This is a genomic window from Geofilum rubicundum JCM 15548 (assembly GCF_000974365.1).
In the GTDB taxonomy this organism is placed as follows: domain Bacteria; phylum Bacteroidota; class Bacteroidia; order Bacteroidales; family Marinilabiliaceae; genus Geofilum; species Geofilum rubicundum.
The window spans coordinates 1-26551 of record NZ_BAZW01000024.1 but is presented as its reverse complement, the minus strand read 5'-3'; the positions used below and the strand labels follow the sequence as shown (position 1 = coordinate 26551).

The window sequence follows — 26551 nt, the reverse complement described above, 5'->3', positions numbered from 1 at the left end:
TCAGCCACCGCTCACCACCAGCTTTTCCACATAGACCTTACCCTCAAACAGCAGTCGTGCCACATAAACACCGGGCCTTAAAAAGGAAACATTCAGGTTTCCTTTACCGTTGTAGATCAAAATTCTGGATGAATGAACAGATTGTCCGGTCAGTGTTACAAATTCAATTTGCGCAAAACCGTTCCCATCCGGAATATAGACTTCCAAATGGTTATGGACCGGATTGGGCGCTAATTTAAACGGATCGGAATAAACAATGGCATCCGACGTATCTAAAATCTGTACATCCGACAACAACAAATCCACCCAAAAAGCCGAACTTTCCGCATGAACATCCCAATACGGTAAGGGAAGCCATTGATTATTAACATTTTTAACCCAGGCAGAATTGACTCTGGCAGCACTAAAGTCGGATTGATACAAGGCAAAAGTATCAGTAAGTTCCGGATAGTTGATTTCTATGCCCGCCCACACATTCCCCGTCAAATCAACCGGCTCATTCAATAACACCAGGTATTCTCTGTTGGCTTTCAGCTGTGACAGGTTAATTTGGTTTTGCGACCAGACCACCAATTCGGGCTCATTAATGCCTTGCCAGACTTTCAAATTGAGTTTTTGCGTTCCGGTGGTGGGTGATTTGGCCGGCATGACATATATGCCGTGCAATCTGGCAGATTCAAAAGTGCCCATGAATTCGCCATAACTTTGGTCCTGTCGACTGTTATGGCCTGAAAAGTAACCCTCATTAAAGCCGGTGTACCAGGCACCGGCCAATTCTCCGGAAACGAGGTTGGACCAGCGTTGCACCGCTTTGTTGTAATAGTCAAATCCGCTCGAAGACTGGACGGCTGGACCGTCCGGCGCCAGCCACCAGGCCAATTGCTGATCAGGCGCACTATGAAAATTCCAAGCTTTATTCAGCCGTACAAAATAATCATTCACCGGGTTGCCACAATAGGCGGAACCGCCACTTAAAGATCCAATCAATAAGCCATTGTTATCAAATAAAGGTGCTCCCGAAGAGCCCCCCTCCGTGGTTCCCTCTTGCCACCTGTCGACCCGCCAGTGTGAATCGGACTCAAAATCAAAAAAGGAAGAAGCAGTCGGCGCATGGTCGGCCCGGGCTATTTTTTTCACATCCCCTTCAGGATGGTGAATGCTGCGAACAGGGGCGGAAGGGGCGGTTGTCAGGGACCAACCCGACCAGTAGGGCCGAAAGGAGGCCGGAGGCATGGAAGACATCTCCAAAAGTGCCATGTCCATATCTTTTCTGTAAGCACGTCGTTCAGAACCTGAAATGGTCTGAATAAAAGATCCCTCCACACGGGCATCGCAATTGGGTACCTGGTAATTAAAAGTAAAAATAACCGTTTCGTGAGAATTCTCATTGAGCAGACAATGCGCAGCAGTCAACACATAGGGTGTTCCATCATTGCGTGTGTTATTGACAAGCGTACCGGTGCACAACTCCGTTCCGTCCACAATCAGTCGACAAACCGATTGTCCGTTGTCCAGCCAAAGATCATCCAAATCACAGGTGATATCGGTGTGACAATCATCACTTCGGCCAAATCGACTGCCTTCAACGGGTAATAATGAGGCCACATTTAAATAATCGTGGTTCACCGCCCCGATTAGAAGATCCGACGATTGTCGGGCTCCGGCGGAGACCACCAGCTCCACAATCACCTCATCGCCGGGCACCGGCGTGGTCGCCAGTATGCCGGATGGCAAATTATTCTCATGGGTATAAGCCCCCAAAACCACACTCTGGTCGGGGTTATAAATAAAAAGCGAAGCCCCGGGTACCAGTTTAAAACGGTCAAAAATGAGGTTGATGGAATAAGCCCCCTTCGATTGGATGGCCAGTCTCCAGACCCGGGTCCCATCCACCTCCTGCTGCCATTGGCCTGAATTATCAGGAGACAGTTCCATAAAAAAAGGATGCGCAAACCTTAAGGGTAGCGCCGACTCCTTACCGTCGGCACTGCGCTTGTCTGAATAAACCGATTGGGGCAGCGGGGGCATCTCCACCGCTTTAAAACCGGCTTCTCTGGCAGTGGATACAGGTGATAGCAGAGGCCTCCCCCCTTGATTCAACTGAGCCCACACTTCTGAATTAAAAGAATAAAGAAGCATTAGGGCGGACAGCACCATGCGCAACGCACCCGACCATTTTTGAAAACCTGAAGATGGCTTGATATTTTGAAAGATCATTTATCGTAATTTACTTAAAACCCGCTACCCACTCATACATAAAATGAACAGCCAGGGTTACAAATTGGTGGCACCATTTAAGGGCTGTCACGGTCCACCAAAATTACGATTTATTCTGAATATTTTTTAATCAGCCGTACCATTAACGCATTGAGCAACTCAACGTCATAATCACCCACACTGGCCTCAATGTGATCATTGCCAATTCCACTGTCGTTGGTTATAAACACATAAGTCCCGTTGGTAACAATGCCCAAAAAGCGCATCAAAAATTCGGTTTCCTTGTCAATACCACTTGCCGTCACAGGAATCAGTTTAATGCCCTTTTCCGCGGCCAGCTTCACGCTGTTGTGAATGTCATTGACAATGGCTGTTTCATAATGCGGGGGCGCATCCAAAATAAGAAAGGCGATGCGGGTTCTGGCATTGTCCGACCACTGCAATTCGTTCATGGCAGTGCTCAGGGCCGTATGTACCGCCTCGGGATAATCGCCACCTCCATTGGCTACCTGCTGCCCAATAAAATCAACCGTGGTATTAATGTCTGTTGTAAACCCGGAGTGCTTCACCACATACTCATCCCCCTCATCCCGGTAAAAAACCGTACCCGTCAAAATATCTATCGCTGCATTTTCGCTTTCAACCGTTTCAATCACACTTTTCAGATCCGCCTTCAAAAACTCCAGCTCGTCGCCCATCGACCCCGTGGCATCCACAATAAAAGCCAGCTCCACCCGCGATAAGTTCTCAGGGCTGCTGCTTAAAGTGACTTCATTGACCCCCTCGACAAAGCGCTTCAGATTTACAGTCTGAACAGTGCCATTGATCTTTAGGGAGTAAGCCGACAAATCGGTCACCGTCTCCTTCTGATGCAAGCCCAACCAAATATCCGCCCTGCCCAGATTATCGGTGCGCGTTGCCCCCACAACAGTTCCACCCTTGGAGATTTCGACTTTAGCATTGACCAGCGAACCACCAACCCCATTCACCAGAAAAGCCACTCGGTTATTGGTATAAAACTGCCAGTATTCAGGTATTTCGGAATAATCCTGGCCATTGAGCAAGCTCTCCCAAAAGGTCCAGTTCTCCAGATCATTCCATTCACCGGCCGTTACCAGACCCGCATAATCCTCGTTGTCATTGCCATTTCCATTATCGCTTCCTCCCCCACTGCCGCCGGAAGATGAGCCGCCGTCCGACAAGCTAAAGTGTCCTTCAGTGCGAGCGCTGTCCTTGTCCTCTCCTGTCACCGATTCATCACCGTCACAGGCAGAGAGAAAAAATAAAAACCCAAAAATAAAGGGCCAATGCATGTTTTTAAACAGTTTCATAACCAGGTAGATTAAGTAATTAAATAAAAAAAAAGACCCATCATTGTTAGAATGATGGGTCTCGTTATAATTGGTTGCGCCTCAGCGCCCAAAATAATTTTTTACCAGGTTGTTAAACCAGCTTAATCGTCGATACCTTGTCTGAAATCCGGCATACCATCTTCGGTCCAGTGCAATACCCGGGCACGGGTATGGCGATTGGGGTCGTATAGAGATTCGCCTTCAATTTCTTTGTAATCACGGGCATGGTAAATCATCACATCCGTTTTGCCATCCTCAGCCACAGTGAAACTGTTGTGACCAGGACCATATCGGTTGAATTCTTCATTGCTATAGAATACCGGTTCCGGCAACTTATTCCAGGAAGCAGGATCCAACAAATCATCCCCTATTTCTGCCCACAACAGTCCAATGGCATAATTGGCATCTGTGGCACTGGCAGAAAAAGAAACGAAAACTTTGCCGTTTCTCTTTAAAACAGCGGCCCCCTCGTTCACCTGATACTTATGCTTCTCCCACTCATATTCAGGCTCAGTAATCACCACTTCAGGTCCTTCAAGCGTTATGGGATCCTTCATTTTAGCAATGATCAAACCGGTATTATGGGGCTGGGCACGTTCTGCCCAAATCAGGTAGCGCTCTCCTTCCACCTCAAAAGTAGTGGCATCGAGGGCAAAATCATCGCGCTGCGTCTGAATCTGACCTTCTTCCACCCACTCTCCGGTGGTTGGGTCGTCCGACTCGCTAGACAACACGTGCATGCGAATCTTCCAACGATCCTCTGCCGGAGCTGCGGCAAAATGAATGTACCATTTACCATCAATGCGGTGAAGCTCAGGCGCCCAGATATGATTACCCATGGGACCAGACTCATGCTTACGCCAAATAACCTTCGCCTCAGCTGTAGCCAAACCATTAATGGTATTGGCTTTACGAATTTCAATTCGGTCATATTCCGGAGCAGTCGCAATCAAATAATAAGTACCATCCTCGGCCTTATGAACCCATGGATCCGCCCTTTGCAAGGCCAAAGGGTTATTGAATTTAATTTCCTCAGCGGGCTGACTACATCCGGCTACCCAACTGCTCGCAACTAGCAAAAAAGCTAAAAGCCTCCACGTCTGTTTTACTTTCATCAGTTATAATTTAAGTTAATGATCGATCTAAATAGCATGTTTATCCATATCAATAACTCAAAGATATCATTAGCCCATAAAAAGAGGGTGGATTAATGGGTAAATCTTCCCGCTCAAAAATCCACCCATAGATTTTGGGATGACGAATAAGCATGTTTTCAAATTCCTTCTAACGGTGTGTCAAATAATTACAATGGCATCAACCCGTATTCTTAACACCCCCGGAAATGGCCGTAGTTATCACCAGTAATTTTTGAAGAAGCGCATTCCCTTTCTCCGTTTGACGCTCCTCCTCCTTTACCATCCGCCATTCTCTGAGTTTATTCACCTGCAGGTGATGCAAAGAAAAAAGCGGACGCTTTCTTCTGTTGATATTTTCCAAAAGGCTCACACGGCGACTCTGGGTCTGGTCGCCCAATAACGAAGCTACTTGTTGAATACTTTCTTTATGTTCGTTGAGTATCCGGTCTAAAAATTCGTGACGAACCTGCTCATTCTGAACCAGGGCCGCATAGGAAGTCATCAATCCCGTATCCGCATTTAGCAAGCCGGTTTCGATATGTATCAGCGTATATCTTAAAAAAGGCCACTTATGGGCATTTTCCTGTAATTGCCTGTATAGGTCGGGATGCTCCTTCTGCATCGTTTTTAGTCCGTACCCAACACCATACCAGGCTGTTAAGTTGTACCTCGACTGGTTCCAGCTAAACACCCACGGAATGGCTCTAAGGTCGGCCAGCGACCTGCGGCCGGTTCTCCGCGCCGGACGAGATCCGATTTTGCTCTGCTCCAACACATCAATGGGCGTGCTCTCACTGTAGAACTTAATAAAATCAGGGTGCTTGATCATTTTCTGATAGTAATCCAACGACAGTTTGGTCAGCATGTCCAAGGCCTCAAAGGGATACGGTTTCTGCTCAGGCGGATACAGATAATACCCCGTCTGCAGTGCAGAACCCGATAACAACATTTCCAGGTTATAATTGGCATTGACCAGGTTCGCAAACTGCTGCGCAATGGTTTCCCCCTGCACCGTCAGTTTAATCTCCCCGCTGAATGAACCCATGGGCATACTGTCCAGAAAACGGTGGTATTTTCCACCTCCCCTGCTGATGGTGCCGCCAATACCATGAAAAAACCGCAATTTAACCCCATGCTTGTTGGCCACCTCCGTCAGCACCCGCTCTGCCTTGTATATATTCCAGCGACTGGCCACAATGCCACCATCCTTATTACTGTCACTATACCCCAGCATCACTTCCTGAAACAATCCGGTGGGCAACTCCAATAAGCGGACAGCCGGATGTGCCAGATACCTGTCAAGAATGGCAGGGGACTGGTCCAAATCTTCAATGGTTTCAAACAAAGGAACCACCTGAAGTCCGGAATCCAATAAACCCACTTCCCGCATAAACAGGTACACCGTTAGCAAATCACTCACACCACGTGTCATACTCACAATCAGGGAACCAATGCCATCCGATCCATATTTCTCAATATGGTTCTTAACAGTTCTGAAACAATCCAACACCTGATTGGCTTCTGGTCCAACCGATGCCCCGGAAACCACAAATGGCCGGTTACTTTTTAGCTCCTCGGTCAGAAAAGCAATCCTTTTCTCTTCGTCCCAGTTGGCAAAATCGGTATCGTTACTGGAGGCAAAAGCCAACATTTGCTCAACAGCCTTATCGTGAAAAGCACTGTTCTGCCGAATATCCAAACGGGCCAGGTGAAAGCCAAAAGCTTTCACTTGTCGCTCCACCGGAAAAAGAAAAGTATCCACAATAAGATCAGCACCTAATTCCAGCAGGCTCTCCCTTAAAAACCGTAAATCATCCTGCAATTCAGCCGCAGAAACATAAAGCGCCTCACTGCCTCTGTCGCGTTCTTTACGGGTGTTGACCAGTTTGACCAGACAAAGATTGAGGAACTGTCGCCAAGGTTCGTGGGGATTACGATCCACCGCTTTCTGTCCGGCCTTACCCAAAGCATCCTTCATCCCATCAATCCGATCCAGTAAGTTTTGGGGCACCTCATTTCGGTTATCGGAAAAACTCATCTTAGTGGTCAGTTCAACCAACTGTCCCTCAATCAGGTCCAATGCCGCCATGCGATGTTCCATCAATGTTTCACGGGTTACATCGGCCGTCACATAGGGGTGACCGTCGCGGTCGCCTCCTACCCAACTGCCCAATAAAATCGTCGGAAACTGCTCTGGTTCCTGCAATTTCTTCTGATCGAAACCAAAGGCCCGCCAGGTATATTTTAAGCGCTCATCGCTCAACTTTAAAGCCTCCGGAAATACACGGGTAAAATAGTGCAAAACACTGCTGCGTTCCGAACTCACATCCGGTTTTTCAAGATAAACTTCCCCACTGCGCCACCAACGTTCCAGCAAGGCATGAATGGTCTCATCAATCACCTTCTTTTCCGTCTCGGACCAAATCACATTCTCCTTTTTTACCAACAAAAGATACAATTCGCGGTGAAGTTCCAAAATGGATATCCTTTTGGCTTCGGTGGGATGAGCGGTCAATACCGGATTGACCAGAACATGAGGCAATATGGCCGCAATCTGGTCCTCACTCAGACCTTGCTTTTGCCATTTGGTGAAGGTTTCCGCCCATGAACCACGAATAAAGGAGGCCCCCAAACGATTTTCAACCTTCCGGCGATATTGAGCGGCCGAATTCTCTTCAACCAGATTCATCAATTGAAACAAAATACTCAGCGCCTGCACCAGCTTATCTTCCGACACCCGAGTTTTTGACAGCACTTCCTCATCCTTATTGATGGCCGATAAAACTTCGGCCACCGAATCCTCATGCAAGTTCTCCAGCATTTCGCGCAAAAAGAGACTCACAGAATCTAAATCCTGTTCAATTTTATGGAATCCTTCCGTCTCAATCTGCTGTTTAATAACAGCAATCTCATTTTCAGGCACTTCTTTTCTCATAAGAATATTTTGATGGTAAAAAAAAAGCAGGCAGTATCGCCCATTATTAAGTCTGTTAAAAGTAAACAAGCGCCGATTTATTGAGTTCAATGGACATTGTCATCAACTTAAACCTACGCCAAACAAAAATAAGGCAATAATACGTGAATCGAAACATCGATTGACAAAATCACAATGATTTAACGCAAATAATTCCGAATAAAACAAGGCCAGGCGGCCAGATGAGAAAAATGGGAAGAAGAACAAATCGGGAAGCGCAGCAGTTTGACCACTATGGATCTGTATATGGCTATGGATCAGACACCTAATGGCATAAAAAAAGGAAGGGCTTGTCAACGTTCTGACATGCCCTTCCTTAACCTTAACCCTAACCCAGTTGCAAATATAAAGGGAATATTTTAGAATCCTACTATGTTGGTAGTTTTTTTATTCATTTTTTATTCATTTTTTATTCATTTTATATTCATATCAAATTGTACAACCGTATTTTTGCTGATTATCAAAAAATTTATCACAAAATCAGACAATACTATTTGGACTCATTCTAAACAACAATCATGATAAACTAAATAATAAAACCTTATAGTTTTGCTTTTCAAGCCCCTCTATTTTATTTAGCTCCTTGATCATTGACCCAAATAACTTATATTAAACCACTTAACCAAATACGTATTTAACCACCTCCCCGCTTAGAAAAACAACTTAACAAAAATTTAACATACAATTGTTGTAGTGAAAGGCAATAATCCTATTTTTGTAACATGACCTACTTTAGTGGCAGCACAATGCGCCAAAACCACCAAACATCATCAAATATGTACCTACAATGGACACAGGACCTATCGGTCAATAACCAACAGATAGATTCAGAACATCAAAGATGCGTCGGTAAATTAAATCCAACAACCATATGATAGAATGGACCAAAGATTACAGCGTGAACATAGATACTCTTGATCAGGAGCATCAATCCCTTTTTGCCGCCCTCAACCGGTTTTATGAAGCCTGCAAAAATGCGCCACCAACGATAATCTGGAAATACTGTTAACCGACCTCATCAAATATGCCAGGATACACTTCCAAAACGAAGAAGCTTTCATGGAGAAAATAGGTTTTCACGGTCTCGAAGCCCACAAAAAATCACATGCGGCTTTTGCGGAACAGGCCGCGGATTACCTGCACCGGTATAAAAAAGGGACGGCTCCCGCCTCTTATGAGGTCACCCATTTTTTAATGGACTGGATCACCCAACACATCAAAAGGGAAGATATGGAATATGCCAAATTTGCCGGAAAAAAATAAGGCAGTCCGGTGCAGATCACAGGACCATAAAACCAACTATTTCAGCTGCTTTTTTATCCACTCCATGATGCCGTAACGGGTTGTGGTTGAAATCCAATGCTCATTGACAGGGGTGATGAGCGCTTCTTTATCACCCGACAGTAAGTTATAAACCATAATTCCGGCCCTATGCTATAGGATATTTCCAGATCATCCTGCAAAATACCATATTCATACAAAGCCACCGTAATATGGGCCTCCTCATTCAAAGCATACAACCAATTGCTATGGTCGGGGGTAGTTACCCACAAGACTTCACTTCTGTAAGGTCCATTCTGCCCGTTCATCACACAGACGGTCCATACAAAAACCAAAAGCAGTCCTATTTTCTTCATTCCGTAAAGTTTATCCAATTATAACGGGCATGTCCCGATCAGGAAAGAAAGCCAACAAAGGCTTAGAATTGGGTATAATAAAAGAGAGGGCCGTCAGCATTCTGACGAGCCCTCTCTTAACCTTAACCCTAACCCAATACAAAAGTAATGCATCGTTAGAAATTATGCAAGCAAAACCAGAAAAAAAATGCACCATTTTAATAAATAATTATTTTTTCCATTCGGGCTCGACCTTTGTACTTCATAAAAATTATGGTAATGAGATATTTAGCTATCAACCGTCCCTTACACCCATTAATCGCCCCGGCACTCCATGACATTTTTTAACACCATCCACCTAAATATTAACCCTCTAGAAGAAACTGTACGGAGCTTCCTGCCGTATTAAATGCATCCAAAACTAAATCGCGTCGCATGCAATTCTTTGCCAAAATCAGAAACAAGATCCTGTTTTTCACGGGTATCACCCTGACTTCCTTAGCACTTATCATCACCCTCCTGTTTGGCACCATCACCTACCGGGCGTCTGAGAGACAAGTGGCTGATCTGGAAACCAGACTGATGTCGGCCTTTGATCGTCTGCTCCAAAGCGAAGTTGAAACGGCCGTCAGCATGCTTCAGGGCTTTGCCGACAAAGTGGATAGCGGCGAACTGGAAGAGGAGCCAGCCAAAGAACTGGCCGCCTACATGCTGAAGAACTTATTTTATGGTGAGGACGGTTATTTCTTTACCGACACCAAAGAAGGCATACATGTATCCATGCCGGGAACAGAACATCTGGTGGGCACCAGTCGATTGGATTACGTAGATGCCAACGGCAACCTCTTTGTAAAAAACATCATTGATGTGGCCTTAAGCGGTGGCGGGGTCACCGAATACTGGTTTCCCAAACTGGGGTCCGATATTGCCATGCCCAAACGCAGCTACTCCATTTATTTTGAACCATTTGAATGGGTCGTAGGCACAGGACTCTATTACGATGACATTGACACCGTCATCAATGAAACCAAAGAGGCCCGTAAAAAAGAGGCCTTTTCTACCATTGTCATCGTACTTATTACCACCCTGTTACTTACCATAATAGGCGTTATCATCGCCTATTTTATAGGAAAAAAAATATCCACGCCCATTGAAAAATTGTCAGGTAAAACCGAGCAGGTGTCCACCGGCGATCTGAATGTAGACATTGCTATCAGCACCAATGATGAAGTAGGTGTATTGGAAAAATCACTGGAAGCAATGATTCACCGACTCCGGCAAATTGTCCACGAGATTCATGAAGGCGCCTCCAATGTCGTCACTGCCTCCCAGCAAATGAGTGCCGCCTCACAGGTGATAGCTGACGGGGCCTCTGAGCAGGCTGCTTCAACGGAAGAAATCAGCACCTCCATGGAAGAGATGGTATCCTCCATTCTGCAAAATACCAGTAATGCGCAGCAAACAGACAAAATTGCTGTTGACTCAGCGCAACAAATCATTAAATTGAGGGAAGCCTTTCATGAAACCCTGGAAGCCATGAAAAAAATCACCGAGCGCTCCAGTGTCATCAAAGACATCAGCTTCCAGACCAATATACTGTCGCTCAACGCCGCCGTAGAAGCCGCGCGTGCAGGAGAAGCAGGCAGGGGATTTTCTGTCGTAGCAGGGGAAGTCCGTAAACTCTCAGAAAGTACCCAAAAGGCTGCCCTGGAAATTGATGCATTAACCAAAAACAGTCTGCAAGTGGCCCAGGACACCTGGGAAATGCTGGAGCAACTGGTTCCAGAATTTGAGAAAACCGCAGAATTGGTGAAAGAAATATCCGCTTCAGGCGAGGAACAGCGCATCGGCGCCGACATGATCAATAATGCCATCCAGTCGCTCATGCAGGTCACCAACCAGAACTCGGCAGCCTCCGAAGAATTGGCATCCAGCTCCGAAGAGCTGGCGGCCCAGGCAGAAACCCTCAAAGAAGCCATTGGTTTTTTCAGAGCGTAATCAACTCTTTGTCCTCATCCCAAAAAACCATGCGTTTCTCATGATAGGAAATGGTGGCCATATGGGCAGTCATGGCCTCTTCAAAAGCCTGGTCAATATCACAGCTGGGCTGTTGTCCCGACCGTATGCAATCCAACCATTCGGCGATGTGCAAATAAGTGGTATCCACCCGTTTACCATCGCGATAGCTGTATAACAAGCCCCTGCTGGCAAAGTACTGTTCAGTGGCTGAAGTCACCGCATCCACATCCTTTTTACCGGGCGTATAATTATAGATGGGATATCGCGGATCAATTTCTCCACTTATAATTTTATTCTTGTAGCGGGTAGATTGTTCCTCAGCCGTGACCACCAGTCGGTCGGACACCTCCATGCAGGCATCATGCCCCATAAACAACTTGGGACGATACTTGCCACTCGAAAGTGTCGCACTGTAAAGCATGGTCAGGTCCTTTTTAGGAAATTCATAAGCCACTTGCAGGGTATCCGGCACCGTGCGCCCATCCTTATAAAAATAGATACCGCCCGACGACATGGCCGAATGTGGTATTCCGACCTTCATAATTTGATTAACCGCATCGTACTCATGGGTCAGCAGGTCGCCGTTGAGTCCCGTGCTGTAATCCCACCAGCAACGCCAGCGGAAAAAACGTTCCAGACTAAAGTCGTGCCAGGGGGCCGGACCAATGAACTGCTTCCAATCAATGGTGTTGGGATTGGCATCCGGGTGAATGGGGTAAACCCATGCACCATTGGGGTCATTTCGGTTGGTGCAGACTTCAATCAGGGATACATTACCCAGCAGTCCCGCCTCTACCGCCTCCCTCGCCTTGATATAACTCTCGGTCTGCCGTCCCTGATGTCCCAACTGAAAAATCACCCCACTATCTTTAATGACCTTTCGTACTTCATAGGTCTCTTCCACCGTCCAGGTTAAAGGCTTTTCAACATAAACATGCTTACCGTGCCTGGCCGCCTCAATGGTCATGGGCCCATGCCAGTGATCCGGTGTGGCAATAATAACGGCATCCACATCATCGGCCGCTATTAGCTCCTGATAATGACGGTATCGTTTGGGTTGAGTCACAGAAGATCTGCTGCTGCCCTCCTTTTGCGAATTGACTGCTGCCTCCATGGCCGTACCGGCATGCACGTCAAACACATCACACACCCCGGTAATCACCACATTTAAATCCTCCTGTGCCAGATATTCCTCGTAGCGCTTATCGTGCCGGTTCACCGCGGCATTGGCTTTCACCTCCTCCATCCAGGCAGGATGGGCAAAGCCGGCAGCTCTCAACAATTGCGTACCCCTAATACCACAACCAATAATGCCCAGTCGGATCTGGTTGTCACGAGCAACAGACGGATAGGCAGGTGCCGGCGCGTCGTAACTGAGTCCAATGCCCCGTCTTAAATTACTTTTGAGCAGATGTTCGTGACTGCGACGTTTGTAATAACTGTAGGCAAAGGCGCCAAATATAGGTAAGGTAGCAATCCCCTTCAACACATCGCGGCGGTCCATTTTCACCTTTGGTCCGATCGCTTTTTGGTCCCCCTTATCCGTGTTCTTATTTTTATCATCCTTCATCCCCATGGCAACAATATGGTTAATTGATTAAGAAATTTTCAAAAGGCGGTCTATCCCAATCCGGTGCCAGGTAGGAAATACCAACAGAACAGCCATACTAAACAGCTCAATGAGTGTTTTATTCACAATCAAATAACTGCCTTCAGAAGGCATGCTGTAACTCAAAAGTGGCAATGGCGGATGCGACAAATAATAAAAGGCCAATAAGACCATTCCACCGATCAGCGAAACACGGGTAAACAAACCGGCCATCAGTCCAACCCCAATCAAGGTCAGGCCATAAATATTTAACAAATCAACCCCCTTAACCAGGAAAGGACTCGACACCAAAAAGAGGAAAAAACCCTCCAGAGGGCCTTTCGAGTCGATCAGGTAGCATAAGCCGACCAGTTGGGATTCGCGATTTTACTGACTCCTTCGTATAAAAAGTGCCAGCCGATGAGCACGCGTGTTATGACGAGCAAGGTCAGTTGAGTTGAAGATAGAGCCATGCTTATTATTCTTTTTGATTTATTACCGCCTCAATGCATCCTTAAAAATCTGAGACCCTAAAGATGCAAAAAAATCACAAAATCAACCATGAGATTTATAAACAAGCGAATTATTCGTTCGTCTTCATCTGATAATCCCTGAAAGAAATTCTAAAAAACAGGCGGTAAAGAACAGGCACAAAAAGCAGCGTAATAAGTGTGGCAAAAAAGAGTCCAAAGATAATGGCCAGAGTCAGCGGCTCCCACAGCAAGTCGCCCGAAAACCAAAGGGGCAGCATCCCCATGGAGGTGGTCAGCGTTGTTAGTACAATGGGACGAAACCGGTTGTTTGCGGCTTGGACAAAGGCATCCCGAGGATCTATTGCCGGATTTTCAGCCATTTCAACATCGATGCGATCGATTAAAATGATGGCATTGTTGATGACAATGCCGGCCAGAGCAATCACGCCAAGAATTCCAAAGAAACTGACAAACGACCCCCCAATATACCATCCTGCTACCACGCCTATCATTCCCAAGGGTATGGACAGCACAATGATAGTGGCTTTACGCATGGAGTTAAATTGCAGTACCAGAAGAATTACTATGATAAAAAAGGCCAGTGGCAAATTGGAAAAAATAGCCCCCAGGTTTTCATTCCTGTCCTCATCCTCACCACCAAATTCATAACTGTAGCCGTTTCCCCAGGTTTCTTGCTGTGCTTCCATCCAGGGGGCTATGGACTTAAATATGTCAGAGGCCGTATAGCCGCTCTCCAGATAAGCCTCAACCGTCATCGTTCTTTTCAAATCCTGGCGGATAATTTTGGAAAATTGCCAGTCCACATGTACATCGGCGACCTCTGCCAAAGGCACACTGCGATCTGCGGCGGCAGAAAAAATATTAAAAGCCCGGACCGTCGCCATATCCTGGGCATCGCTGTTTCCGCTTTTCAACAAAATGGGAATTTGCTGATCCGCTTCATAAAAATCACCCACTTTCATACCCGAGAAGCCCGTATTGAGCGCCTGCGCAATCTCCATATTGGTCAATCCGGCCCGTCGTGCCTTTTGCGGATCTATGTCCACCTTCAACTTCTTCATTTTTGGGCCCCAGTCATCCCCAATATTGCGGGCCCCTTTAATACCCGTCAAATGGGTCTTAACCTGTCCGGAAAGGAGGGCTAGCTTTTCCGGATCATTGCCGGAAATTCTGATTTCCACGGGTGTACCGGAAGCCCCCGCACCGGTCAGCCGGTTGACACGAATGTCGGCATCCGGAATGTGATTAAAGCAAAAACTGTCCACCTGAGCTATGATAAAATCATTGTCCACATCCCCGGTGGTGTTTAACAGCATGTGCGCGTAACCTGAATTCACTTCATTTTTGAAATAGCCCAGGTCGTAAGGCTCAGGACCTTCCCCAATAAAGGAAGAAAAATCCAATACCCCCGGTTGATCTTTTGCATCCACTGGATGGACCAGCAAACGATTCAGAATAAAATCCCCAATTTCATCCACCGCCTTCACGGTATGTTCAATTTGTGTCCCCGAAGGGAATTTGATATCCACCGTGACCAGATTCCGGTCACTGTCGGGCACCAACTTAAAGGGTAAAAACTTCACTAAAAACACAGCCAGAATAAACAAAGTGCTGATAAATCCGAGAAACAGGAAGGGGCGCATTAAAACACGGACAAGTACACCGTTGTACCATAAATTGGCCTTATCCATATACCGGTCCATCAAGCGCTCCTTTTTCACTTTTCCCGGTTTTTCCGATTTGACAATCCACAGCGCCAGCAGCGGTATCAAGGTGAATGCCAGAATCCATGAACCTAAAAGCGTAGAACTAACCACCCAAAAAAGCTGGGAGGAAATTTCGCCCATGGGGGTGCCCGCCAAAGCAAAAGGCAGAAAAGCCGCCGAAGTCGTTAGAGAAGAAATCAACAATGGAATGAAAAGAATTTTACCGGCATAGACCGACGCTTCAAAAGTGGACATCCCTTTATTCTTATTGATCAGAATGGATTCAGAAACCACAATCCCGTTGTCCACCAACAAGCCCAGAGAAATGATGAGCGCCGCCAGAGAGACTTTATTGAATCCCAGATCCAGCAGTCCCAGAAAAAAGAAAGAGACAATGATGACCATGGGAACCAATGCCGCCACGAGTGAGCCGGTGCGGAAACCCAAAAATATAAACATCACCACCAGCACAATAACCATACTTTGCAACAGATTGATCAGAAAATCATTGATCTGACCATCCACCACCTGGTCCTGAGAAGCCGACCGCACCACTTCCACACCCAAAGGCATTTGGCTGTTGAGCAAGCGTAAAGCGGCGTCCACTTCCTCACCCAACCTGACAATGTTGGCACCATCCTTCAAGGAAATAAAAAGGGCAATGGCCGGTTTTCCGTTTATTTTCACCATTTTTTCACGTGGTGATACATAGTCACTGTAAATACGTGTGGTGATGTCTTCCAGATACACCGTTGTGCCGGATGTGATGGGGATTAAAATCTTGGCCAGATCATCCACCGACTGGAACCTTCCCGAAGGTTCCAGGGCTATCCGCTGTCGCCCCAGATTGATCTCTCCGGCAGGAAAAAGCACATTGGTGGCAGAGATAATGTTTCGCAATTTACCGGCATCCAACCCGTAACGTGCCAATTGTTTGTCGTCATACTCCACAAATATCCGCTCGGCCTGAACGCCCCCCAGTTTAATCTTTGCCGCGTCCGGAAGTAAAAGCAAATCATCCCTTACCTCCGCGGCATAATCTTCCAAAACTTTGTAAGGAACACCATCCCCCACCACGCCCAAAATAATACCAAATACAGAACCCACATCCTCATCCTTCACAACAGGTCCATACAGCCCCTGGGGCAAAGCCGGTTTTAAATCAGCCACCTTGTTTCTTAACCTGGTCCACACTGCGGACAGCTGGTCTTGATCCACCTCTACCTTCAGTTCAACAATAATCACCGACAAGCCTTCACGCGACTCACTGACAATGGTTTTGATTTCTGACATTTCGCGAATGACCTCCTCCAAAGGTTCGGTCACCAATGCCTCGACAGTCAACGGGTCAGCACCGGGATAACTGCTTACAACGGAGGCGACTCTTACCGTATAGGGGGGCATACTGTCCCTTTCCAGTTGGAAATAATTAATGGCGCCCAACAGGGCAACGACCAGAATAGCAATGAGGGTTACCCGATTGTTATTCAATGTTAGTTTTGTAAAATTCATGGGATGCTCATTTATGCGTAAAATCTTAAAGCGAGTCTGTTGAATCACTCATCCTTCATCAGTTTAACTTCTTTGCCATCATGTAAAAAGCTTAGACCTGCAGTAATAACCAGATCCCCGGCCGCCACACCATCCAGTATTTCATAGCCATCCGGTTTAAGCTGACCTACAGTTACCGCTCTTTTAACGGCCGAGTAGATATCGGGCGCGTCGGTTTTTGCGGCGAGGTAAACAAAATGACCCGAATGGTCTTTGCCCACTGCATCCGCAGCAACGGTCAAAACCGCGTTGTCCCTCTCGGACCCTTCTTCGGCCAGCGAGAATATTACCGTACAGGTCATGCCCGGCAGCAAATGGTCTCCGCTATCATTGAGCCGAATCACTACCGGATAGGCGGACAATCTGGCGTTGCCCGGACTGATTTCAGAAACAACACCTGTTAACGCAGTAGCCTTGGGGCTGGCCAGATGCACCCTCACCTGATCGCCCTGCACTATCCGACCAATAATGCTTTCAGGAACGGCCGTCGCTACCTCGGGATCATTGGCAGAGGCCACTATGGCAACGGGCATTCCGGAACCAATCATTTCATTTTCTCTGACGAGAACAGTAGATATCACCCCCGAAAAAGGGGCACTCAGCAGGGTGTAATCCAGCTGATTCCGGGCAGCTGTCATCTGTGCCCGGGCGGTGCAAAGCATGCTTTCAGTATTTTCATGCCGGGCCTTCATGCTTCGTAATCACTCAGGGACACACTGTTGCTCAAATAAAGATGCTCCATGCGTAACAAGGCAGATGCGCTCATCTTCATCTGGGCCTCTGCATTTTTAAGCGCAGCTTCACTTTTAAAGAAATTAACCTGATAATCGGCGTCATCCAGACGGGCAATAAGGTCACCGGCCTTCACCGTATCCCCCATTTGCACATGCATTTGCGCCACCACCCCACCCACCTTAAAACTTAGTTTTGTATCCAGTCGTGCCTGCACCACACCGGAAAAGGAGCGCTTCTCACCCATGGATGAAGATTCAACCACCTCATAAAAAACCGGTCGGATCGCCTCCTTTTCAACCTCCTTGCTTTTACAAGCCACCAAAGACAAGGGAATCAGAAATAAATATTTAAGTCGCATATTTCAATTTTTAGTATCTGTTCTATTACCTACACCAGATTCGCAGGTTTACTTCCTTTCAGTCAGGTAGTTGGTCAGCTTCCATTTGTAAGCCTCTTTTTCGTGCTCAGGTTCGAGAAAGGAAAAATAACCCTGCAAACGTTCTGTCTTTATGATGTTAAGGACATACTTCGATCGAGCGGTCAAGGCCAATTGCCTGGTTCTGTACATGGCATTTTGTGCATCAATTAATTGCGTCACGCTAATAGCGCCTTGTGCGTAGGCATTCCGGGTTATTTGGTAATTTTCCTCCGCAGCTTTGGCTGCGGATTCTGAATGCGAGACTTCTCTGTAAGAAGCCAGCAGCAACTGCACATTAGAGCGTATGCCCGATTCCATCCGGTTAACCAAATCCGCTTGTTGCCACGCAATCTTTTCCTGTTCAATGGTACTGCGCTGAACTTCTGCTTTCTTTCTGCCCCCTTCAAACAAGGGCAGACTCACACGAAGACCCACATTCCATGTAATATCATCCGGAGGTGCAGGCACGGGTAATTGAGGGTTCCTGATGGTTCCTTCCCTGATAAAAGCTTGATCGGCTCCTCCAAAAAGGGCCACCTCAGGGCGATACATCTTGCGGATATGCATTGCTTTTTGCCGGTCCACCATTTTCCCGGCCGAAAGCAACTGCTCCCATTCAGGAGAATGGAGATACATCTCCTCCAACAGAAAATCGGCCAACAACTCGGCGAGAAGGGGATCTTCAAAATAACCCGATAAAATAGTCTGGTGGTTGAGCACCAGGCTTTCTATTTCTTGCTGTACAGGCAAAGCGATGGTTTGATCTATGGGTTGGTTGAGCAGTTCATTTAACCGGTACATGGCCACCTTATAGTTGGCTTCGGCCGTGCCCAATTCTATTTGACTCAGACTCAACTCTGTCTCCCAGCGATTAAGATCCGAAATACTCCCTTCTCCACCGGCTTCCATCATTTTGGCCGTTGTCCTATTCTGTCGGTTCGCCTGAACGTTGTCATTTTTTATCTGCCAGTTATTCCTGGCATGTATCAAAGCAATATAAGCCGCCGAAACATCCACTACCACATCCAGCGCCGCTTGTCGGCCACTGATCTCTGCATGCTCTGCCAACAGCTTTTTAATGGACAGATTGGCAAACACCGATTCGGAATAGATGATTTGTTGCAGTGTTGCCGAACCGGTAACCGTGAACTCGCCTCTTTGGCCCATAGAAGCTTCCACCAAATTGGTACTTAACTGAACGCCGGTTCCCGAAACACTCAACTGCGGCAAGGTATTGGCACGGGCCATTTTCACCTCCATATCCGCCAATAAAACATCCTGATGTGCCAATTTTCCCGCTATGTTGTTTTCCAGAGCCAGCGCAACAGCCCGTTGCAGCGTCAACTCTTCACCAGGCATTTTGGTCACATTCAACAATACCGCATCTTCCAAAAAGGACCATTTGGGAAACAGCCCCATTTGCCGGAGCCCCTCCATATTGACCACTACCCCATCCTGGTCCTGCATATCCACCGCAGACAATCCGGAAAGGTTATGACCCTCGGTCACCTTCAAAACCCGAAGCGCCAGTCGCCGTGCCAGTTTTTGAAACAAATAGGCGTTTGAAAAAGTGGTGGTGGCTCCATATTCCAGATAGCCGGGTCCGTTGATGACCAGACTCGGAATGCTTTGCTCATTAAGTTCCTGAAAAAGCCCCATCAAATATGCGGGAGAATTTTGCACAAGCGGCAGGACAATAGCCGCGTCAGCACCCGGCTGCAACAAAGGCCCCACATTTGTATCCGCATCAACCGGCACCACCGACCATTCGTAATCGTCAGAGATGGTCTTCAGGAAATCCAACAACTCGGGAAATTCTGAATAAAGTGCCTGCGGTAGAATCAAGACCGGCTGCCGGACATTAAAAGCCTGAGCAAACTGATGAATATCTGATTTCAAACGGACAAAGGAATCGATCCAGGCAAAATTAGGAATGCCTGAACTGTTATCGGGAAGCATGGCCAGTTGTTGCCATTCTTTATCCAGGATGGTCGCTGCCATCACCGGTTTGGGATAATCCTCCAGATGGGCGACCAGATCAGAACTAATATACCCAAGCGCAATGATCATATCTACCTCATCATCTGCCATAAAGGTATTCAGGTGCTGTCTCGACAAAGAGCTTTGCCAGTCCGCATTCAGCACCTTAAAACGGATATCGTTTGAAATACCGGATAAAGCCCTGATTTCTGTCTCTATGTTTTGTGTCAGCTCATCAAACTCCTTTCCGCTGCCATCCTTAATCAATCCTATGGTATAGGACTGTGCCGACACCATAAGCGACAAGCCCATCAATAGAACCAAAAAACCATTTCTTAATAATAACCGTCTCATAATCCATTCTTTATTTCTTTTATAAATCAACTGAATACCAGGACAAAAGGCCCTTTTATTCCTTTTCAGGCGGAGCTGTTTTTTCCCATCTGAGCTTTTTGGAAAACAGAAATTTACTGCCTTCAGCCATGAGATGGTCCGTGTGGACAGACAGGATTTTTAAATCGACTGTTATCCCTTTATCCGGTGCATACATTTGACCACCAGTCCATTCCTTGGTTTTGGAGCTGAAGGTCAGACCGGAAACAATCCGCTTTCCCAACAGCGGCTGGTCTCTAAGCGACTTATCCGGATGGTTCACATCCTTCCTTTCACTGTAATTGTCGGTGTTACTTATCCTTCCTGAAACAGAATTCCCATCCGCGTACAACTCAATAATTAATCCATTAGGGATTAAATAAAAACCAAAAATATCTGCAGAATCAGCGTTGCTCTGCTTTGTCGGGATACCTGCCAGACTGTTAATGGTCACCAGGGCCATTACAAGAAGTATCATGAAAATGATTGCCAGATCACTCATAGCTGCATATTTCTTAATAGATGAATGCATAAAGTTTTATTATTAATGAACCATTAAATTCGGTTGGGGTATTTCGACCAGGCAACATTAGTTAATACTCACTAACTTCTAAAAGAAAAAAAAGGGAGGCCCATGTAATTCCCCAAATCCCCTCTTTATTCTCTGATCGTCCGACCAAGGCCGGTCATCCCTGCAAGGATCTTAAGATGGTATCGACCAATTCAGCGCCCTTTTTCTTCAAATCAAAAGCATAGCCCTTAGTTTTCCATTGGCGCACCAGCAGGCGCACCGGACCTAAAAACATCATGGACAAGAAATCTTTGGGCGTATCAGCCATTTTGGAACTCAACGGTATCTGGCCCATCATTTTGCTAATCGCTAATTCATTAAGTTCCTGAATTTCCAGCACCTTTTGGCTGAGACGAATTTCATTCTGAAAAATTTCTTCAGCAAAAATCACTGAAACAAAGGTGGGGTTCTCAGAGAAAAAAGTAAAAATCATTGAAAAGAAGTGCTTTAAACGCTCCTCTCCCGAATCCCCATCGGCATGCTCTGACTGAAAAGTGTGATAATTGAATATTTTCAGCTTAAAAGAATCCAGCAAGGCCGACAAAATAGCCACCTTACTATCAAAATGACGATAAATGGCAGGTTCCGAAATACCAATTTCTTTAGATAAATTTTTGATGGTAAATCCCTGAATCCCCAATCTGTCAATCAGAATAATGGAGGCATCTATTATTTGTTGTTGCCGTTCAGAAAACATTTCTCGATATGTTAGTTAGTATTCACTCACAAAGTAAATCTATTTTTTTTAAATACGCAAGAGGAAGAGCAGAAAAAAGTGCCGACAACTTTCTTTCGGTGGTTTTCCCCCACACTACCAAAGGACAGATCTTAAAAGTCAAAGCATTAACCCTGATAGCTAATTGGAAAATTCGGCGCGAGATCATTCAGGAGCACCTGCACTTGCGGCGCCTTTTCTTAGACTCGCAAAATCAGAAAACCATAATCACTCGTTTTTGTTTAACCAATATGCCACACGTCCAAATAAGATACAAGCCACGAGTAGTGCTTATCTTAAAAGAAGTACAACACATTTGGCGAATTCAACATGGCCATTTTTGAAGATATTTAGACCTATGAACAACAAAAAAACAGCCTATTCCATTCTGGAGCTGGCACTAGTCCCCCAAGGTGGAACCATTAAGCAGACACTTCACAATTCTCTGGCACTGGCTAGAGAAGCGGAAGCGCTCAAATACAGCCGGTATTGGTTTGCCGAGCATCATAATTCTGACTTTATTGGAAGTAGTGCCACCTCCATCCTTATAGGGTACGTGGCAGAAAATACCCAAACCATCCGGGTCGGTTCAGGTGGTGTTATGCTTCCTAACCATTCCCCATTAATAATAGCTGAACAATTTGGCACCCTGGCTCACTTGTATCCCCATCGTATCGATTTAGGTCTTGGAAGAGCTCCCGGCACAGATCCACAAACAGCACAGGCCATTCGATCTGATTTCAGGCAGGCCTCGCAATCCTTTCCTCAGGAAATTGAAAAGATTCAACAATACTTTTCCCCTGAAAACAAAAGCTCAAATGTAAGAGCTACCATAGCCGAAGGCACAGATGTACCGCTTTACATATTGGGATCCAGTACCGACAGCGCCCACCTGGCAGCCAAAATGGGACTGCCCTATGCTTTTGCCAGCCACTTTGCCTCCACCCATTTGTTTGAGGCTTTGAAGATATATCACGAGGAATTTCAACCTTCAGAATTTTTACAACAACCCTACACCATGGCAGGTGTCAATATTGTTGTGGCAGATACGGATGAAGAGGCCCAAAAGCTGTTTACCACCATCATCAGGATGTTCATAGGGATATTAACCGGAGCCAAAAATGGTTTACAGCAGCCAACTGACATGACCCACGATCTAAAGGAAATGATGAATCATCCTACCCTCCATCAAATGCTGAAATATTCTTTTGTAGGCAGTAAGCCAACCGTAAAAAAGCAGATTCTGGAATTCCTGGAGGCCACCCATGTGAAAGAACTTATTGCCGTATCCACCATGTTTGCCATTGAAGACCGCCTAAAATCCACCCGCTTATTTGGAGAAATAATGCAGGAGATATAAAAACCCTTGATCTTTATTGTCGGGGTGGCGGGATTCGAACCCACGGCCTCGTCGTCCCGAACGACGCGCGCTACCGGGCTGCGCTACACCCCGTTTTGTGTGATTGCAAATTTATAAAAAATTTAATTGAGAGCTTTCAGAAGCTGATTTATTTTTTTTTTAGGGGAAATACATCTCAAAAGACCCATGTCCATTATTCATTCTCTATGTGATCCAGATCCGTGGTCTTTGCCACTATCGTGGCCACCATGGCATCTCCGGTGACATTGACCATCGTTCGGACCATATCCAGAATCCGGTCCACCGGCAATATAATAGCGATCCAGGCAGGATTCAGACCAACGGAGGTCAAAACCACCATCAGCATAACAATACCGGCTCCGGGAATGGCAGCGGCGCCAATGCTGGCCAGGGTGGTGGTCAGTACCACCGTTAACTGCTGGGCCAGGGACAAGTCCACCATGTGCATCTGAGCCAGAAAGACCACTGCTACGGCCTGGTACAGACTGGTACCATCCATATTTATGGTGGCGCCTATGGGCAGCACAAAGCTGGTAATTTTTTTATCGACTTTCAGATTTTCTTCCACGCACTCGAGCGTCACCGGTAAGGTGGCTGCACTGCTGCTGGTTGAGAAGGCCAGCATTTGGGCGGGAGAAATACCACGTAAAAACTCCCGGAATGATAACCCGCGGACCATGATGGACATGAGTCCGGGATACACCACAAAGGCCATCAACAACAAGCCTCCTAATACAGCCAAAGAATACCAGGTGAGGCCCTTAAAGAGCTCCAGAACCATAGCCGGATTGTCGCCGGCTATCTCCCCTACCATGCCCGCCATTAAAGCAAAGACGAAATAGGGTGCGCCCCACATCACGATATCCACCATTTTTATAAAGGTGTCGGACAAGGCATCCATGATGGTGGTAATGGATTCGGCTTTTATCTTGGGGATAAACAACACCGAGACACCAAAAAAGAGGGCAAAAAAGATCACCTGTAACATATTGCGATTGTCCCCCAAAGCCAGAAAAATGTTTTCCGGCACCATTTCTTCCAGGAAAGTCAAAGGTCCCCGCTCCGCGGCTTTTTGAGCCACTTCCAGCCGGTCGCCCACAGAGCCAATTTCTTCATAACCCACTCTGCTACCCACTTCTGCCAAAATGGTCTGGTAAGCCGGATTGTTCATCATCCAGCGACCATCCTTGGGCGACAGTCCTTCAGATTGCAACCATATTTCATAATTGATGCGGTTTTCGATGCGCATTTGTTCGTCAAACGCTTTGCCCGGCTGGGCCACGTTGACAATCAGCAGACCCAGAAAAATGGAAAACAAGGTGGTCGCCAGATAAAGCCCCATGGTTTTACCACCCAGAAGACCCAGATTTTTAGGATTCCCCAGCTTGATAATGCCGCCAATTATGGAGAAGAAAACCAGCGGTACCGCAATTAATTTCAACAAATTGATAAAGATGCGACCGAAAGGAGCAATCCACTGAGCGGTGAAATGTGACCATCCCAGCCACCCGCTCAACAATGCCCATATTACACCGGCCACCAAACCAATAATTATCTGAACATAAAGCGGAATCCTCTTCATTCCATCCATTTTTGAAGTTAAAAAGCGGGTGAATTCGGACAGTTACAAATAGGTTTTATTGATCAAAACGGCATCGGCCAACACCATGGCCGCCATGGCCTCAACAATGGGCACGGCCCTTGGAACCACGCAGGGATCGTGACGCCCTTTGGCCTTCATAACCACCTCATTGCCCTCATTATCAACAGTGTTCTGATCCTTAAGAATGGTAGCAACCGGTTTAAATGCCACTCTGAAATAGACATCCTCGCCGTTTGAGATGCCACCCTGCACCCCACCTGAGCGGTTGGTGCGCGAATGCACCCGTCCATCCTTCATATAAAACTCATCGTTGTGCTGAGAACCCAGCATTTCAACGGCACCAAAGCCAGTGCCATATTCAAAACCTTTCACGGCATTGATGCTCAGCATGGCCTGTCCCAGACGGGCATGCAATTTATCAAACACCGGATCGCCCAAACCAACAGGCGCACCCTTGATAACACATGAAACCACCCCTCCCACAGAGTCGTGGTCGCGACGGATGCCATCAATATAGCTGATCATTTTTTCAGCGATCTTCGGTTCCGGACAACGAACAATGTTGGTCTCGGCCACCTCCAAATCCAATTCCTGATAGGGCGTTTCCATTTTAATAGCGCCTACCTGGGAGACGTAAGCCTGAATATTCACACCCAATTTGCGAAGCATTAATTTAGCCACCGCTCCACCCACCACACGGGCTATGGTCTCGCGGGCCGAGGAACGTCCTCCCCCTCTGTGGTCGCGGATTCCATACTTCGTCTGATAGGTATAGTCGGCATGCGAAGGCCTGTATATATCTTTCAAATTATTGTAATCGCCAGAGCGTTGATCCTTGTTCCAGATAACAAAGGCCAAAGGTGTACCCGTCGATTTCCCATCCATCACCCCGGAAATAAACTCCACCCGATCCGATTCATCCCGCGGCGTAGTTATTTCTGATTGTCCCGGCCGGCGACGGTCCAGTTCATGCTGAATAAAATCCATATCCAGCTCCAGTCCAGGCATTACCCCTTCCAAAATACCACCAACGCCACGTCCGTGCGACTCTCCAAAAGAGGTCAGCTTATATAGTGTTCCAAATGAATTACCTGCCATTTTTTAGTATTTAATTCTAACAACAACAAACTAAAACGCAACCCCGGGCCTCTGTTTTAAATCGTACGGAATTGCATAAAAAGAGATTGACCTTTCCGTCAACCCTTCAAAAATACAGCATCCAATCCATTCTACAAAAAAGAGAGCGGAATTAGTTGCCAGCCGTTGGACTTTGGCATCCGGACTGTACCCAAATAAAAAAGGAACCATCCATACAGAGAGTTCCCTTTTTATTCAAATTCTGGAGAATTGATTAGCAGCTACAGCCTGAACCACAGCCACCTGTATCGCAACCATCCGTACCACAACCGGCAGCTTCCACCAACTCTTCTTCAGTGGCTTCACGCACAGCCAGAACAGCACCTGAGAAATGCAGATCTTCACCGGCCAATGGGTGGTTAAAATCCATTTTAACTGTATCGTCTGTCAACTCAAGAACGATGCCATTCAAACGATTACCCTGAGCATCCTGCATAGGAATAGAGTTTCCAACCGTCAGCATCTCCTCGTCAATAGCTCCGTTTACTTCAAAAATATTTTTTGGCAATTCAACAATTGCATCATTGTTGACTTGTCCGTATGCTTCGTCGGCTTTCAAATCAAAATTAAAGCTGTCGCCCGCTTTCATACTTTCCAGCTTTTGCTCAAACATCTCGATCATGCGACCGGCGCCAAACAAAAACTCAAGCGGACTATCTTTGGTGGTTTCTTCAATCATTTCACCTTCAGCACCATTCAATCTTAACTGATAAGTCAATGATACAAATTTGTTTCTTCCAATTTCCATGGTATCTATTTTATAAAAATTAAATATGTTGCACTGTTCCAACATCATAGCACAGAACAATACAACAGAAATAATGCTTTGTAGCAATTATCATACAAAGAAACAGAGATTTTGACTCTTATCAAAAAGATAATAGTGGAAAGTCTGCTCTTTAACACTTTTTTAACGGAACTCCCTGACATCTAAAAACATTCACCCCTAACCCCCCACCCAACCCTATCAACCCTTCCCAACCCTT

At 46.5% G+C, this 26551-nt stretch carries 20 protein-coding genes and 1 tRNA gene; 3 read left to right on the top strand and 18 right to left on the bottom strand.

Annotated features, from left to right (window positions below):
- The 4 genes from JCM15548_RS11660 to JCM15548_RS11645 form a co-directional block, all read right to left on the bottom strand.
- Window positions 1-2217 carry a trypsin-like peptidase domain-containing protein gene (locus JCM15548_RS11660; protein ID WP_062125528.1) on the bottom strand — a complete coding sequence of 739 codons (2217 nt, stop codon included), beginning with the start codon at window positions 2215-2217 and terminating at the stop codon, window positions 1-3.
- A 110-nt stretch (window positions 2218-2327) separates the two neighbouring features.
- Entirely contained in the window at window positions 2328-3548 is a 1221-nt protein-coding gene (locus JCM15548_RS11655) for a vWA domain-containing protein (RefSeq protein ID WP_227625735.1), read from the bottom strand.
- A 122-nt stretch (window positions 3549-3670) separates the two neighbouring features.
- The gene (locus JCM15548_RS11650; protein WP_062125525.1) at window positions 3671-4684 is read right to left on the bottom strand and encodes a glycoside hydrolase family 43 protein; all 1014 of its coding nucleotides are present in this window, start codon (window positions 4682-4684) and stop codon (window positions 3671-3673) included.
- A 199-nt stretch (window positions 4685-4883) separates the two neighbouring features.
- Entirely contained in the window at window positions 4884-7640 is a 2757-nt protein-coding gene (locus JCM15548_RS11645; RefSeq protein ID WP_083985104.1) for a phosphoenolpyruvate carboxylase, read from the bottom strand.
- A gap of 1005 nt (window positions 7641-8645) precedes the next feature.
- On the opposite strand from JCM15548_RS11645, the gene JCM15548_RS11640 reads away from it, so the two are divergent.
- Window positions 8646-8942 (top strand): bacteriohemerythrin, encoded by a 297-nt coding sequence (locus JCM15548_RS11640; protein WP_083985103.1) that lies wholly within the window; start codon window positions 8646-8648, stop codon window positions 8940-8942.
- 53 nt (window positions 8943-8995) lie between these two features.
- Here the strand turns inward: JCM15548_RS11640 and JCM15548_RS11635 are convergent, their stop codons facing one another.
- Window positions 8996-9316: a hypothetical protein gene (locus JCM15548_RS11635; RefSeq protein WP_062125520.1), complete on the bottom strand. Its 321-nt coding sequence runs from the start codon at window positions 9314-9316 to the stop codon at window positions 8996-8998.
- Between the two features lie 414 nt (window positions 9317-9730).
- On the opposite strand from JCM15548_RS11635, the gene JCM15548_RS11625 reads away from it, so the two are divergent.
- Entirely contained in the window at window positions 9731-11293 is a 1563-nt protein-coding gene (locus JCM15548_RS11625) for a methyl-accepting chemotaxis protein (protein WP_062125516.1), read from the top strand.
- Here JCM15548_RS11625 and JCM15548_RS11620 read toward each other — a convergent pair.
- The 9 genes from JCM15548_RS11620 to JCM15548_RS11585 all read right to left on the bottom strand — a co-directional run bounded on the left by JCM15548_RS11620 (window position 11283) and on the right by JCM15548_RS11585 (window position 21426).
- Window positions 11283-12890, bottom strand: coding sequence for a Gfo/Idh/MocA family protein (locus JCM15548_RS11620; protein WP_227625734.1), 1608 nt, complete (start codon window positions 12888-12890; stop codon window positions 11283-11285). The two genes, JCM15548_RS11625 and JCM15548_RS11620, sit on opposite strands and share 11 nt — an antisense overlap.
- A 21-nt stretch (window positions 12891-12911) precedes the next feature.
- Window positions 12912-13178, bottom strand: coding sequence for a hypothetical protein (locus JCM15548_RS23920; RefSeq protein ID WP_227625733.1), 267 nt, complete (start codon window positions 13176-13178; stop codon window positions 12912-12914).
- 74 nt (window positions 13179-13252) lie between these two features.
- Window positions 13253-13375: a hypothetical protein gene (locus JCM15548_RS25485; protein WP_262487011.1), complete on the bottom strand. Its 123-nt coding sequence runs from the start codon at window positions 13373-13375 to the stop codon at window positions 13253-13255.
- A 110-nt stretch (window positions 13376-13485) separates the two neighbouring features.
- The gene (locus tag JCM15548_RS11610) at window positions 13486-16614 is read right to left on the bottom strand and encodes an efflux RND transporter permease subunit (RefSeq protein ID WP_083985107.1); all 3129 of its coding nucleotides are present in this window, start codon (window positions 16612-16614) and stop codon (window positions 13486-13488) included.
- A gap of 44 nt (window positions 16615-16658) precedes the next feature.
- The gene (locus tag JCM15548_RS11605; protein WP_062125514.1) at window positions 16659-17345 is read right to left on the bottom strand and encodes an efflux RND transporter periplasmic adaptor subunit; all 687 of its coding nucleotides are present in this window, start codon (window positions 17343-17345) and stop codon (window positions 16659-16661) included.
- The gene (locus JCM15548_RS11600) at window positions 17342-17746 is read right to left on the bottom strand and encodes an efflux RND transporter periplasmic adaptor subunit (protein ID WP_062125511.1); all 405 of its coding nucleotides are present in this window, start codon (window positions 17744-17746) and stop codon (window positions 17342-17344) included. The genes JCM15548_RS11605 and JCM15548_RS11600 overlap by 4 nt, the downstream gene beginning before the upstream one ends.
- Before the next feature lie 48 nt (window positions 17747-17794).
- Window positions 17795-20140 (bottom strand): TolC family protein, encoded by a 2346-nt coding sequence (locus JCM15548_RS11595; RefSeq protein ID WP_062125509.1) that lies wholly within the window; start codon window positions 20138-20140, stop codon window positions 17795-17797.
- A 55-nt stretch (window positions 20141-20195) separates the two neighbouring features.
- On the bottom strand, window positions 20196-20660 hold the full coding sequence (locus JCM15548_RS11590) for a DUF2147 domain-containing protein (protein ID WP_062125507.1): 465 nt from the start codon (window positions 20658-20660) through the stop codon (window positions 20196-20198).
- Window positions 20661-20844: 184 nt separating this feature from the next.
- Entirely contained in the window at window positions 20845-21426 is a 582-nt protein-coding gene (locus JCM15548_RS11585; protein ID WP_062125505.1) for a TetR/AcrR family transcriptional regulator, read from the bottom strand.
- A gap of 376 nt (window positions 21427-21802) precedes the next feature.
- Here JCM15548_RS11585 and JCM15548_RS11575 point away from each other — a divergent pair, with 376 nt between their 5' ends.
- Window positions 21803-22804: an LLM class flavin-dependent oxidoreductase gene (locus JCM15548_RS11575; protein ID WP_062125501.1), complete on the top strand. Its 1002-nt coding sequence runs from the start codon at window positions 21803-21805 to the stop codon at window positions 22802-22804.
- 19 nt (window positions 22805-22823) lie between these two features.
- Here the strand turns inward: JCM15548_RS11575 and JCM15548_RS11570 are convergent.
- The 4 genes from JCM15548_RS11570 to JCM15548_RS11550 all read right to left on the bottom strand — a co-directional run bounded on the left by JCM15548_RS11570 (window position 22824) and on the right by JCM15548_RS11550 (window position 26313).
- Window positions 22824-22897: transfer RNA gene (locus JCM15548_RS11570), tRNA-Pro, on the bottom strand.
- A 100-nt stretch (window positions 22898-22997) separates the two neighbouring features.
- The gene (locus JCM15548_RS11565) at window positions 22998-24407 is read right to left on the bottom strand and encodes a dicarboxylate/amino acid:cation symporter (RefSeq protein ID WP_062125499.1); all 1410 of its coding nucleotides are present in this window, start codon (window positions 24405-24407) and stop codon (window positions 22998-23000) included.
- Window positions 24408-24449: 42 nt separating this feature from the next.
- Complete coding sequence (gene aroC, locus JCM15548_RS11560; RefSeq protein WP_062125496.1) at window positions 24450-25526, bottom strand: chorismate synthase; 1077 nt, start codon at window positions 25524-25526, stop codon at window positions 24450-24452.
- 253 nt (window positions 25527-25779) lie between these two features.
- Complete coding sequence (locus tag JCM15548_RS11550) at window positions 25780-26313, bottom strand: FKBP-type peptidyl-prolyl cis-trans isomerase (RefSeq protein ID WP_062125573.1); 534 nt, start codon at window positions 26311-26313, stop codon at window positions 25780-25782.
- Window positions 26314-26551: the final 238 nt, after the last annotated feature.

Coding starts and splice junctions, on each gene's coding strand:
- JCM15548_RS11620 (WP_227625734.1), bottom strand. CDS start 12,890: ATGGGGATGAAGGATGATAAAAATAAGAACACGGATAAGGGGGACCAA.
- JCM15548_RS11660 (WP_062125528.1), bottom strand. CDS start 2,217: ATGATCTTTCAAAATATCAAGCCATCTTCAGGTTTTCAAAAATGGTCG.
- JCM15548_RS11600 (WP_062125511.1), bottom strand. CDS start 17,746: ATGCGACTTAAATATTTATTTCTGATTCCCTTGTCTTTGGTGGCTTGT.
- JCM15548_RS11625 (WP_062125516.1), top strand. CDS start 9,731: ATGCAATTCTTTGCCAAAATCAGAAACAAGATCCTGTTTTTCACGGGT.
- JCM15548_RS11550 (WP_062125573.1), bottom strand. CDS start 26,313: ATGGAAATTGGAAGAAACAAATTTGTATCATTGACTTATCAGTTAAGA.
- JCM15548_RS11605 (WP_062125514.1), bottom strand. CDS start 17,345: ATGAAGGCCCGGCATGAAAATACTGAAAGCATGCTTTGCACCGCCCGG.
- JCM15548_RS25485 (WP_262487011.1), bottom strand. CDS start 13,375: ATGGCTCTATCTTCAACTCAACTGACCTTGCTCGTCATAACACGCGTG.
- JCM15548_RS11590 (WP_062125507.1), bottom strand. CDS start 20,660: ATGAGTGATCTGGCAATCATTTTCATGATACTTCTTGTAATGGCCCTG.
- JCM15548_RS11595 (WP_062125509.1), bottom strand. CDS start 20,140: ATGAGACGGTTATTATTAAGAAATGGTTTTTTGGTTCTATTGATGGGC.
- JCM15548_RS11585 (WP_062125505.1), bottom strand. CDS start 21,426: ATGTTTTCTGAACGGCAACAACAAATAATAGATGCCTCCATTATTCTG.
- JCM15548_RS11610 (WP_083985107.1), bottom strand. CDS start 16,614: ATGAATTTTACAAAACTAACATTGAATAACAATCGGGTAACCCTCATT.
- JCM15548_RS11565 (WP_062125499.1), bottom strand. CDS start 24,407: ATGAAGAGGATTCCGCTTTATGTTCAGATAATTATTGGTTTGGTGGCC.
- JCM15548_RS11650 (WP_062125525.1), bottom strand. CDS start 4,684: ATGAAAGTAAAACAGACGTGGAGGCTTTTAGCTTTTTTGCTAGTTGCG.
- JCM15548_RS11635 (WP_062125520.1), bottom strand. CDS start 9,316: ATGAAGAAAATAGGACTGCTTTTGGTTTTTGTATGGACCGTCTGTGTG.
- JCM15548_RS11575 (WP_062125501.1), top strand. CDS start 21,803: ATGAACAACAAAAAAACAGCCTATTCCATTCTGGAGCTGGCACTAGTC.
- aroC (WP_062125496.1), bottom strand. CDS start 25,526: ATGGCAGGTAATTCATTTGGAACACTATATAAGCTGACCTCTTTTGGA.
- JCM15548_RS11655 (WP_227625735.1), bottom strand. CDS start 3,548: ATGAAACTGTTTAAAAACATGCATTGGCCCTTTATTTTTGGGTTTTTA.
- JCM15548_RS11645 (WP_083985104.1), bottom strand. CDS start 7,640: ATGAGAAAAGAAGTGCCTGAAAATGAGATTGCTGTTATTAAACAGCAG.